The organism is Pseudomonas sp. KB-10, assembly GCF_018221585.1.
In the GTDB taxonomy this organism is placed as follows: domain Bacteria; phylum Pseudomonadota; class Gammaproteobacteria; order Pseudomonadales; family Pseudomonadaceae; genus Aquipseudomonas; species Aquipseudomonas yangonensis.
Window position 1 is genome coordinate 112942 of the sequence record NZ_QYYB01000005.1, and the last position, 11401, is coordinate 124342.

The following is an 11401-nucleotide window of genomic DNA, read 5'->3' on the forward strand; positions in this document are numbered from 1 at the left end:
CATCCGGCGCTGTACAATCGCCGCATGACCGAACCCCGCCAGCAAGACATCTTCTCCAGCCTTATCGACGACCTCGCCAGCCAGGGCTGGTCGCAACGGGCGTTGTTCGCCCCTGAGGTTCTGACCCGCGAACTGGCTGCCGAGTGCCGTAAGCGTGAGCGCAGGGGCGAACTGAGCGCGGCCAGTGTTGGCCGCGGCAATGCCCAGCAGGTGCAGGAGGGCATTCGCGGGGATCGCATCCAGTGGCTGGAGCCGGGCGAGAGCGAGGCCTGCGACCGCTATATGCATCTGATGGACGACTTGCGCCAGACGCTCAATCAGGAGTTGTTTCTCGGGCTCGAGGATTTCGAATGCCATTTCGCCTGTTATGAGCCGGGCGCTTTCTACCTGCGTCACCTTGATCGCTTCCGCGATGATGACAGGCGCACGGTCTCGGCGGTGCTCTATCTGAACGAGAGCTGGCAGGCCGAGCAGGGTGGGGCGTTGCGGCTGTATCTCGGCGATGGGCGTGAGCATGACGTGCTGCCGCAGGCGGGTACCCTGGCGCTGTTCCTCTCCGGGGAAATGCCCCACGAGGTGCTGCCGGCCACCCGCGAGCGGCTGTCGCTGACGGGCTGGTTCCGGCGCCGCGGCACGGACGTACTCTGAGCCGCCGGCGCTGGCCGGACAGGGGGAGACGATGCAGAAGATCCTGGTCAGCCGCTGCCTACTCGGGCACCGGGTGCGTTACGACGGTGGTGCCCATGGCCCCTTCGACCTGCTTCAACAATGGCTTGATGAGGGGCGGGTAGTGGCGCTGTGTCCGGAAGTGGCGGGAGGCTTGCCCACGCCGCGTCCGCCGGCGGAGATCCGTGGCGGCCAGGGCGACGCAGTGCTGGACGGAAAGTTGCCGGTGCTGACGATCGAGGGTGAGGATGTTACCGCCGCCTTCGTCGACGGCGCCGAGCAGGCGCTGGCGCTGGTGCACGAGCATGACATCCGGCTGGCCTTGCTCAAGGCACGCAGCCCGTCGTGCGGCAATCTGGAGAATTACGATGGCAGTTTCAGTGGTGTTCGCGTGGCTGGCGAGGGCGTGACCGCTGCGCTATTGCGCCGTGCGGGCGTGCAGGTGTTCAGTGAGGAGCAGTTGCGCGAGATGGCACAGGCGTTGGCAGAGCTGGACGCAGGTTGAGCGGCAGGCAGGCGCAAAAAAGGGAGGCCAGGGCCTCCCTTTTTTCATTGCTACATACTTCCGGGGCTCGCGAGCTAGAGCGAGACAAGGCGGGAGCGACCGAGGAGAGCGGAGTTTACGTCAGTAAATGAGCATCTCCGAAGTCGTTCCCAACGCCGTATCGCCGACGCGCAGCAGCTCCGGCTTAGAACAGCACGCGGCTGCGGATGGTGCCGTTGACCTGCTGCAGTTTCTCCAGCGCCAGGTCGGAGTAGTCGGCGTCGACGTCGATCACCACGTAGCCGACCTTGTCGTTGGTCTGCAGGAACTGGCCGGAAATGTTGATGCCATTGTCGGCGAACACCTTGTTGATTTCGCTCATCACGCCCGGAATGTTGGCGTGGATGTGCAGCAGGCGGTGCTTGCCAGCGTGCGCCGGCAGGGCGACCTCGGGGAAGTTGACCGAGGACACCGAGGTGCCGTTGTCGCTGTACTTGACCAGCTTCTCGGCCACTTCCAGGCCGATGTTGGCCTGCGCTTCGGCAGTGGAGCCGCCGATGTGCGGGGTCAGGATCACGCGGTCCAGGCCGCGCAGCGGGCTCTCGAACTCCTCGTCGTTGGACTTGGGCTCGACCGGGAACACGTCGATGGCGGCGCCGATCAGGTGCTCGTCCTTGATCGCCTGGGCCAGGTGGTCCAGTTCGACCACTGTGCCGCGAGCGGCGTTGATCAGGATGCCGCCCTTCTTCATCGCGCGGATTTCCTTCTCGCCGATCATCCACTGGGTGGACGGCAGCTCCGGCACGTGCAGCGAGACGATGTCGCACAGGCCGAGCAGCTCGTGCAGGTCGCCGATCTGCGTGGCATTGCCCAGCGGCAGCTTGGTCACGGTGTCGTAGAAAAACACCTGCATGCCCATGGCTTCGGCCAGTACCGATAGCTGGGTGCCGATGGAACCGTAGCCGATGATGCCCAGCTTCTTGCCGCGGATCTCGAAGGAGTTGGCAGCCGATTTGATCCAGCCGCCACGGTGGCAGGAGGCGTTCTTCTCGGGAATGCCGCGCAGCAGCAGGATGGCTTGGGCCAGTACCAGTTCGGCCACCGAACGGGTGTTGGAGTAAGGCGCGTTGAACACGGCGATGCCGCGTTCGCGGGCGGCGTCCAGGTCGACCTGGTTGGTGCCGATGCAGAAGCAGCCGACGGCGACCAGCTTCTTCGCGCAGTCGAACACTTCGGCGGTCAGTTGGGTGCGCGAGCGGATGCCGATGAAGTGGGCATCGGCGATCTTCTCTTTCAGCTCCTCGCCCGACAGCGCGGTCTTGAGGTACTCGATGTTGGTGTAACCGGCGGCCTTCAGCGTGTCCACGGCGTTCTGGTGAACGCCTTCGAGAAGAAGGAACTTGATCTTGCTCTTGTCGAGAGAGGTCTTGCTCATCGGAGTACCTGTTGTCCCACAGAATAATGTCAGGGAAGGGCCGAGAAACTCAGCCAGCGCCCGTAGATCACCGCATGGCTCGATTCACGGGGTGCGTATGCTAGCATGTTCGCCTTTTTCAATGCTCGGTTGCGACCTGAATGGTTCTCAGGGCGACCATGAATCCTTTGAGAGTTTCGTAGATGACCACCCCCGCCCAGATCGAAGAGCTGAAGACCCTGGTTGAGCCCGGCAAGGTGCTGACCGATGCCGATTCCCTGGAAACCTACGGCAAGGACTGGACCAAGCAATTCGCCCCGGCGCCTTCGGCCATCGTCTTCCCCAAGACTACCGAGCAGGTACAGGCCATCGTACGCTGGGCCAACCAGCACCAGATCGCCCTGGTGCCGTCGGGCGGCCGTACCGGCCTGTCCGCCGCTGCGGTGGCAGCCAATGGCGAGGTGGTGGTGTCGTTCGACTACATGAATCGCATCGTCGAATTCAACGAATACGACCGCACCGTGGTCTGCCAGCCGGGGGTGGTGACCAAGCAGTTGCAGATGTTTGCCGAAGAGAAGGGCCTGTACTACCCGGTTGACTTTGCATCCTCGGGCTCCAGTCAGCTTGGCGGCAATATCGGCACCAATGCCGGCGGGATCAAGGTGATTCGCTACGGGATGACCCGTAACTGGGTCGCTGGCCTGAAGGTGGTCACCGGCACTGGTGAGCTGCTGGAACTGAACCGCGACCTGATCAAGAACGCCACCGGCTACGACCTGCGCCAGTTGTTCATCGGTGCCGAAGGTACGCTCGGCTTCGTCGTCGAGGCCACCATGCGCCTGGAACGCGCGCCGAAGAACCTCACCGCGATGGTGCTCGGCACGCCGGATTTCGATTCGATCATGCCGGTGCTGCATGCCTTCCAGGGCAAGCTCGACCTGACCGCCTTCGAATTCTTCTCCGACCGCTGCCTGGAAAAGATCCTCGGCCGTGGCGATGTGCCGGCGCCGTTCGAGAGCCGCACGCCGTTCTACGCATTGCTGGAATTCGAGGCGCTCAACGAAGACGTGGCCAACGAAGCCCTGGCGACCTTCGAGCATTGCGTCGAGCAGGGTTGGGTGCTCGATGGCGTGATGAGCCAGAGCCAGCAGCAGCTGGAAAACCTGTGGAAGCTGCGCGAGTACATCTCCGAGACCATCAGTCACTGGACGCCGTATAAGAACGACATCTCCGTCACCGTCGGCCAGGTACCGGCCTTCCTCAAGGACATCGACGATATCGTTTCGGCCAACTACCCCGACTTCGACGTGCTCTGGTACGGCCACATCGGCGACGGCAACCTGCACCTGAACATCCTCAAGCCCGAAGCGCTGGCCAAGGAAGACTTCTTCGCCAAGTGCGCGGTGGTCAACAAGTGGGTGTTCGAGATCGTCGAGAAATACAACGGCTCGATCAGCGCCGAGCACGGCGTCGGCATGACCAAGCGCGACTACCTGCAATACAGCCGCTCGCCGGCCGAGATCGCCTACATGAAGGCAATCAAGGCGGTTTTCGATCCCAACGGGATCATGAACCCCGGCAAGATCTTCGCCTGAGCCCAGACGCCCGCCTGACAGCGGGCGTTTTCGTATCCGGCCCCGTGTCGGTTAAGGTACGGCACCGGTCACAAGCCGCGATGCCCACAATACGAACAACACAGGAGTCGGTGATGAGCTATCAGCACCAGTATGTCGACGGTACCACCGTCCACTTCCCGCTCGGCAAGGTCGTCTGCATCGGCCGCAACTACGCCGAACACGCCAAGGAGCTGAACAATCCGGTGCCCAGCGAGCCGCTGCTGTTCATCAAGCCAGGCTCATGCGTGGTGCCGCTCGATAGTGGTTTCAGCATCCCTGACGATCGCGGCGCGGTGCATTACGAGGCCGAAATTGCCGTGCTGATCGGCAAGCCACTTTCGAAGACGCCCGATGCCGAGGAAGTGCGCGATGCCATCAGCGGCTTCGCCCCGGCACTGGACCTGACCCTGCGCGATGTGCAGGCCAAGCTCAAGGAGAAGGGCTACCCCTGGGAGATCGCCAAGAGCTTCGACGGCGCCTGCGTGCTGGCGCCCTTCGTGCCGGGCGATGCCATCGAGGACCTGGCCGACATCGGCATTCGCCTGGTGATCAATGGCGAAACCCGCCAGGACGGCAACAGCCGCGACATGCTCAACCCGATCCTCGGCATGATCCAGCACATGGCTGGGCATTTCGCCCTGCAGCCGGGCGATGTGATCCTCACCGGCACGCCAGTCGGTGTCGGCGCACTGAACAAGGGCGATGAGCTGGTGCTGGAGCTGGTCGGTCATAGTCGCTTCACCAGTCGCGTGCTATAAGCGTCGTCCCGCTCAGCCTCGCTCGGGGTTGAAGCCAGCCGTCGCCCGTTGGGCGGCGGAACTCCCCTGGACAGCGGATGTCTGATCGCTGTTAAGCAGTCGAGTTGTCGCCGATGTCCGCTCTCCTACAGAAGATCCGCCGCCCCCGCTACTGGCTTTCAGGCCTGACAGTCATCGCCCTGAGCGCGGTGGCGCAGACCCAGCATTGGGATGATCGTGCCCAGCTCTGGCTGCAGGAACGCTCCACTCCGCTGGTCGACCGCCTGGCCAGTGTCTGGTTGCCGGGCTACCGCGCGGTGATCCAGGCCAAGGCACTCGATGGTCTGGAAGAGGATGAAACCTCGGGCCTGACCTACAACCCGGCCACCGGTACGCTGTTCACCGTCACCGGCAAGAATCCGCTGCTGGTGGAACTGTCGCGTGAAGGCGAGATTCTGCGCCGTATCGAACTCAAGGGTTTCGCCGACCCGGAAGGCGTGGAAATGATGGACAACGGCCGCATGGCCATCGTCGACGAACGCCGCCGCCAGCTCACCACCTTCACCCTGGGGAACGATGACCTCGAACTCGACGCCGCTGACTTTCAGGGATTCGATCTGGGTTTCGCCGAAGCCGGCAACAAGGGCTTCGAAGGTCTGGGTTGGGATTCGCGCAGCCACAGCCTGCTGCTGGGCAAGGAGCGCGCTCCGCTGGGGCTGTTCAGCTTGCCCTTCCCTGGCGAGGACGGTTCTGCCGGCGCGCTGCAGCCGCTGATGGCCGGCAACCCGGGGCTGCGCGATATTTCCTCGCTCAGCGTCGACGAGCGCACCGGCCACCTGCTGGTGCTGTCCGACGAGTCACGGATGCTGCTGGAACTCGATCGGGCTGGAAACCCGGTCAGCTTTCTCAGCCTCAGCGGCGGCCTCAACGGCCTGGATCGGGGAATCGAGCAGGCAGAGGGCGTGGCCATGGACGACGAGGGCAACATCTATATCGTCGCCGAGCCCAATCTGTTCTACGTGTTCAGCAAGCCGGCGCCGAAGGCCGGCTGAGCGCCGTAAGCGTTCAGCTTGGCTTAAGCGACGATTCAGTCTGGCTTCAGCTAGTGGCATTAATCTGACCCCGTCACTTACGAACAACGAGGTTCACGCCATGAAACGTACCGCTCTCGCTCTGATGGTTCTGCCGCTGCTCAGCACCGCCGCTTTCGCCACCGGCTACACCGGCCCGGGCGCCACCCCGCAGGTCACCACCGTCTCTGCGGCACTGGAAGCTGCCGACGATACCCACGTGGTACTGGAAGGCCAGATCGTCAAGCGTCTGCAGGACGAACTCTACGAGTTCAAGGACGCCACCGGCACCATCCAGGTGGAAATCGATGACGAAGACTGGCCGGCCCAGAAAGTCTCGGAAAACGCCAAGGTGCGTCTGACCGGCGAAGTCGACAAGGACTTCAACAGCCGCGAGATCGATGTGGATCGCGTCGAGCTGATCAACTGATCGCAACTCCCCGCACGCCCGCCACGTGAAGTCCGTGGCGGGCTTTTCTGTGCCAGTCAGAGAAATTCGTCATGCGTCGTCTGCTTTCCATCAACCCCTGGCTGTATCTGCTGTGCGTCGTCATGTTGCTCGGCGTTGTTCTCGGTCAGCAGTATCGGCTGTTCGAACGTGTCTGGTTCTCTGTACAGGAATGGCAGCATGGTGAGCAGTGGCGCGAACAATCGCTATGGTTGGGTGACTACCGCGTGGAGATCGAGGCCAAGCCCATGGCCGATATCAGCGATGTTTCCGCGCTGACCTACGATCCCGACCGGCGCAGCCTGTTCAGTGTCACCAACAAACCTGCCAGAGTGATCGAGCTGAGCCTGCAGGGCGACCTGCTGCGCACCATCGATCTCGAAGGTTTCGGTGACCCCGAGGCCATCGAATACGTATCGCCCGGCACCTATGTGATTGCCGACGAGCGTGAACAACGCCTGGTCAAGGTTCGCATCGATGACGCCACCCGCGTGCTGGCCGCCGGCGATTTTCAGCAGCTCTCTTTGGGCATCGGCCGTAACGGTAACAAGGGCTTCGAGGGGCTGGCCTATGACGCCGCCAACGAGCGTCTGCTGGTGGCCAAGGAGCGCGATCCGGTACGCATCTTCGAAGTGCTCGGTTTCCCTCATATCGACGACAGCAAGCCGCTGGCGCTGCAGGTCAATACCGATCCCAAGCGTGATGCCCGCCTGTTCGTGCGCGACCTCTCCAGCCTCGATTTCGATACGGCGACCGGCCATCTGCTGGCGCTTTCGGACGAATCACGCCTGGTCATCGAGCTGAACGCCGAGGGCAAACCGATCAGCACCCTGTCCCTGCTGCGCGGCCAGCATGGTCTGCAACGCAGCGTGCCGCAGGCCGAGGGTGTGGCGACAGACGATGAGGGCAACCTCTACCTGATCAGCGAGCCGAATCTGTTCTATGTCTTCCGCAAGCCGCAGTAGGCGCGGCCTGCTAGTGCGAGTGGCTCTTGCCGACATGAGTATGCCCATCATCGGGTAACGGCTGCACGCCGCCGCTGACATTGAGCTGGCGCAGGATGCCGCAGTCCTCTGCCTCCTGGGGGCGTTTGCAGCGATCACGCAGTTCGCTCAACTGGTCGCGCAGCGCCATGAGGCTGGTGATGCGCGCCTCCACGTGTTCGATATGTTCGTCCACCAGGCTGTTGATGCCGGCGCAGCTTTCATGGGGCAGATCGCGCAGGGCCAGCAGTCGCTGGATCTCCTCCAGGGTCATATCCAGCGTGCGGCAATTGCGGATGAATACCAGGCGCTCCAGGTGTTCGTTGCCGTACAGGCGGTAATTGCCCTCGGTGCGGGCGGGCGCCGGCAGCAGGCCCTCACGCTCGTAGTAGCGCACGGTTTCCACCTGGCAGCCCGCCTTTTTCGCCAATTCACCGATTTTCATGCGATCTCCTCCAAGTGCTTGACCCTATAGTGACTACAGGGTGTGTACTGCGCAACACAGACCTGATGGAGACTTGCCATGAGCCGCTGCTGCGACCACTCGCGCCAACAGCCACCTGCTTGCCACACGCTTGATCACGAGCCTGTCGGACAAGACCAGGATGCCGTTCAGCACCCGACCGCGGGTGAGCTGACGGGCGCGCGCACCACGCGCATTCACATTGAGCAGATGGACTGCCCGACGGAAGAGCGTCTGATCCGCGACGCGCTGGGCCGCCTGCCTGGCGTGGCAGGTCTGCAATTCAATCTGCTGCAGCGTGTGCTCACCGTCAGCCATGACGAAGACGCGTTGGCTCAGGTCGTGCCCGCGATCCGGGCGCTGGGCTTTACCCCGCAGGTGGAGGATGAAAGCACCGCGCAACAGCCAGCTGCCGCGCCGGTGCAGAAACCCTGGTGGCCGCTGGCGCTGGCCGGTGTCGTGGCGAGCGCTTCGGAGGTGGTGCATTTCGCTGCGCTCGGGCCGGATTGGTTGGTGGCCATGCTGGCGCTCGCCGCCATCGGCCTGTGTGGGCTGAATACCTATAAGAAGGGCTGGATAGCCCTGAAGAACCGCAACCTCAATATCAATGCCCTGATGAGTATCGCCGTGACCGGTGCTGTGCTGATCGGCCAGTGGCCTGAGGCGGCGATGGTGATGGTGCTGTTCACCCTGGCCGAGTTGATCGAGGCGCGCTCGCTGGATCGGGCACGCAATGCCATCCGCGGCCTGATGGACCTGGCGCCGCCGCGCGCCACGGTCAGGCAGACCGACGGCAGTTGGCAGGAAATCGACGTGCAGGCCATCGCCCTCGGCGCCGTGGTGCGCGTTCGTCCGGGCGAGCGTATAAGCCTCGATGGCGAGGTGGTGGGCGGCAGTTCGACCGTCAACCAGGCGCCCATCACCGGGGAAAGCCTGCCGGTGGAAAAGCGTGCCGGTGACGCGGTTTTCGCTGGCACCATCAACGAGGCAGGTTCGCTGGAGTTCCGCGTGACCGCCGCGGCGCGCGACACCACCCTGGCGCGCATCATCCATGCGGTGGAAGAGGCGCAGGGCTCGCGTGCTCCGACCCAGCGCTTCGTCGACCGTTTCTCGCGCATCTACACGCCGACGGTCTTCGTCTTCGCCCTCGCAGTCGCCGTTCTGCCGCCGTTGTTCCTCGGCGGCGCCTGGCTCGACTGGATTTATCGTGCCCTGGTGCTGTTGGTGGTGGCTTGCCCCTGTGCGCTGGTGATTTCCACCCCGGTGACCATCGTCAGCGGCCTGGCTGCTGCGGCGCGCAAGGGCATCCTGATCAAGGGCGGCGTGTATCTGGAGAATGGCCGCCACCTGGCGCTGCTGGCGCTGGACAAGACCGGTACCCTGACCCACGGCAAGCCGGTGCAGACCGACAGCCTCCACCTGCTGGAGGTGGACGAACCGGCGCATGCCATCTGGGCGGCGAGCCTGGCGGCGCGCTCCGACCACCCGGTATCCAGGGCGTTGGCCCTGCATGCCCGGGAGACGGGGCATGCTCTGCACGAGGTCGACGACTTCGAGGCGCTGTCGGGAAGAGGTACCAAGGGGCGGATCGACGGCAGGCTGCTATATCTGGGCAACCACCGTCTGGTCGAAGACCTCGGGCTTTGCTCGGCGCAACTGGAGCAGCGCCTCGAGGCACTGGAACGCCAGGGCAAGAGCGTGGTGGTGTTGTGTGACGAGCAGCGCGCACTGATGCTCTTCGCCGTGGCCGACACCGTGCGCCAGACCAGCCGCGAGGCGGTCGCCGAACTGCACGAGCTGGGCGTGCGCACCTGCATGCTGACCGGTGACAACGCCCACACTGCGGCCTCAATCGCCGAGCAGGTCGGTGTCGACGAAGCGCGTGGCGACCTCTTGCCAGCGGACAAGCTGGCCTGGATCGAGGCGAGCCAGGCGCGCGGCAGGGTGGTCGGCATGGTGGGCGATGGCATCAACGATGCCCCGGCGCTGGCCAGGGCCGAGATCGGTTTCGCCATGGGCGCCGCCGGCACCGATACCGCCATTGAAACGGCCGACGTTGCACTGATGGACGACGATCTGCGCAAGATTCCGGCATTCGTCCGCCTTTCCCGGCAGACTCACGCGATCCTGCTGCAGAACATCGTCCTGGCGCTGGGCATCAAGGCAATCTTCCTGGGCATGACCCTGGCCGGTGAGGCGACCATGTGGATGGCGGTGTTCGCCGACATGGGGGTCAGCCTGATGGTGGTATTCAACGGCCTGCGCCTGTTGCGCAAATAAGGAAGCAGCCATGCCTATGACGTTGCAAGAAGCCATCGACGAAGCCTTTGACCAGGCGTTGCACGAACTGGCTGCCCGCCGCAGCGTCGAAGCGCTGGTCTGGCTGGAGCGGGCGCACATCCTTACCCAGCGTCGCCCATGGCTGCATGCGCGTTCACATTGGCTGATGCTGCAGGCAGGCTGGCAACAAGGCGATACGCGTGAGGTGCTGGGGCAAGTGCCGCGCATCCTGGCGGCGCTGCTGTTCTCGCGCATTTGGGTGCCCATCGGCAACACCGGGCGGGCGCGGGTCAGTGCTTTTCAACCGATGCCGATGAGCGAGGAGTTGCGCCGCCTGTTGGAGTAGGAGTAGACAAGCGCCCTGCCGTTTCCTGTGCGCGTGGCGAATCGCAGCAGGCTCTGATTGCATTCAGGCTACCGACTGCGCAAACCTGGGTGGGTGGAGCAGAGAACTTTTGTGGGAGGGTCTTCTGCCGCGACAATCGCCGCTGAAGCGCCTCCCACAAGATGTGCCAGATTCAGCGCTTGAGCGTTTTCACGCCTTCAGCGGTGCCGAGCAGCAGCAGGTCGGCCGGGCGGGCGGCGAACAGGCCATTGGTGACCACGCCGACGATGGCGTTGATGTCCGCCTCCAACTGCACCGGGTCGGTGATCGACAGGTTGTGCACATCGAGGATGACGTTGCCGTTGTCGGTCAGCACGCCTTCGCGGTACACCGGGTCGCCGCCCAGCTTGACCAGCTCGCGCGCCACGTGGCTGCGGGCCATGGGGATGACTTCCACCGGCAGTGGGAAGGCGCCCAGCACGGGTACCAGCTTGCTGGCGTCGGCGATGCAGATGAAGGTCTTGGCCACAGCGGCGACGATCTTCTCGCGGGTCAGCGCAGCGCCGCCGCCCTTGATCAGATGCAAGCGCTCGTCGCTCTCGTCGGCGCCGTCGACATAGAACTCCAGCTCGCCGGTGCTGTTGAGGTCGTAGACCGGGATGCCATGGCCCTTGAGGCGCGCAGCGGTGGCTTCGGAACTGGCGACGGCGCCGTCGAAGTCCATCTTGTGCCTGGCCAGTGCGTCGATGAAGAAGTTGGCGGTGGAGCCGGTGCCGACACCGACGATGCTCTTGCTGTCGAGGCGCGGAAGAATGTGGTCGACGGCGGCCTGGGCCACGGCCTGTTTCAGCTGATCCTGGTTCATTGCGGGGGAATGCCTGGGAAGGTGGGGTGGTGTGGCGCGAATTATAGCCG

12 protein-coding genes are annotated in these 11401 nt (G+C 63.7%); 9 read left to right on the plus strand and 3 right to left on the minus strand.

What is annotated here, in order from left to right:
- Positions 1 to 24: 24 nt before the first annotated feature.
- Together DXK50_RS15240 and DXK50_RS15245 are read left to right on the plus strand one after the other, a co-directional pair.
- Positions 25 to 648 carry a 2OG-Fe(II) oxygenase gene (locus tag DXK50_RS15240; protein WP_212630896.1) on the plus strand — a complete coding sequence of 208 codons (624 nt, stop codon included), beginning with the start codon at positions 25 to 27 and terminating at the stop codon, positions 646 to 648.
- A 31-nt stretch (positions 649 to 679) separates the two neighbouring features.
- On the plus strand, positions 680 to 1171 hold the full coding sequence (locus tag DXK50_RS15245) for a 2-thiouracil desulfurase family protein (protein ID WP_212630897.1): 492 nt from the start codon (positions 680 to 682) through the stop codon (positions 1169 to 1171).
- Positions 1172 to 1355: 184 nt separating this feature from the next.
- On the opposite strand, the gene serA is transcribed toward DXK50_RS15245, so the two are convergent.
- Complete coding sequence (gene serA / locus DXK50_RS15250; RefSeq protein WP_161866149.1) at positions 1356 to 2585, minus strand: phosphoglycerate dehydrogenase; 1230 nt, start codon at positions 2583 to 2585, stop codon at positions 1356 to 1358.
- A 182-nt stretch (positions 2586 to 2767) separates the two neighbouring features.
- On the opposite strand from serA, the gene DXK50_RS15255 reads away from it, so the two are divergent.
- The 5 genes from DXK50_RS15255 (at position 2768) to DXK50_RS15275 (ending at position 7400) form a co-directional block, all read left to right on the plus strand.
- The gene (locus tag DXK50_RS15255) at positions 2768 to 4159 is read left to right on the plus strand and encodes an FAD-binding oxidoreductase (RefSeq protein ID WP_212630898.1); all 1392 of its coding nucleotides are present in this window, start codon (positions 2768 to 2770) and stop codon (positions 4157 to 4159) included.
- A 113-nt stretch (positions 4160 to 4272) separates the two neighbouring features.
- Positions 4273 to 4938 carry a fumarylacetoacetate hydrolase family protein gene (locus DXK50_RS15260; protein WP_212630899.1) on the plus strand — a complete coding sequence of 222 codons (666 nt, stop codon included), beginning with the start codon at positions 4273 to 4275 and terminating at the stop codon, positions 4936 to 4938.
- A 113-nt stretch (positions 4939 to 5051) separates the two neighbouring features.
- Positions 5052 to 5969 carry an SdiA-regulated domain-containing protein gene (locus DXK50_RS15265; protein ID WP_212630900.1) on the plus strand — a complete coding sequence of 306 codons (918 nt, stop codon included), beginning with the start codon at positions 5052 to 5054 and terminating at the stop codon, positions 5967 to 5969.
- 100 nt (positions 5970 to 6069) lie between these two features.
- Positions 6070 to 6417, plus strand: coding sequence for a NirD/YgiW/YdeI family stress tolerance protein (locus DXK50_RS15270; protein ID WP_017363168.1), 348 nt, complete (start codon positions 6070 to 6072; stop codon positions 6415 to 6417).
- A 71-nt stretch (positions 6418 to 6488) separates the two neighbouring features.
- Positions 6489 to 7400, plus strand: coding sequence for an SdiA-regulated domain-containing protein (locus DXK50_RS15275; protein WP_212630901.1), 912 nt, complete (start codon positions 6489 to 6491; stop codon positions 7398 to 7400).
- Positions 7401 to 7410: 10 nt separating this feature from the next.
- Here the strand turns inward: DXK50_RS15275 and cadR are convergent, their stop codons facing one another.
- Entirely contained in the window at positions 7411 to 7863 is a 453-nt protein-coding gene (gene cadR / locus DXK50_RS15280; RefSeq protein WP_161866144.1) for a Cd(II)/Pb(II)-responsive transcriptional regulator, read from the minus strand.
- Positions 7864 to 7941: 78 nt separating this feature from the next.
- Between cadR and DXK50_RS15285 the strand changes: the two genes are divergently transcribed.
- Entirely contained in the window at positions 7942 to 10161 is a 2220-nt protein-coding gene (locus DXK50_RS15285) for a heavy metal translocating P-type ATPase (protein ID WP_212630902.1), read from the plus strand.
- Between the two features lie 10 nt (positions 10162 to 10171).
- Positions 10172 to 10507 (plus strand): DUF3703 domain-containing protein, encoded by a 336-nt coding sequence (locus tag DXK50_RS15290; RefSeq protein ID WP_161866142.1) that lies wholly within the window; start codon positions 10172 to 10174, stop codon positions 10505 to 10507.
- A 172-nt stretch (positions 10508 to 10679) separates the two neighbouring features.
- Here the strand turns inward: DXK50_RS15290 and rpiA are convergent, their stop codons facing one another.
- Positions 10680 to 11351: a ribose-5-phosphate isomerase RpiA gene (gene rpiA / locus DXK50_RS15295; protein WP_212630903.1), complete on the minus strand. Its 672-nt coding sequence runs from the start codon at positions 11349 to 11351 to the stop codon at positions 10680 to 10682.
- Positions 11352 to 11401: the final 50 nt, after the last annotated feature.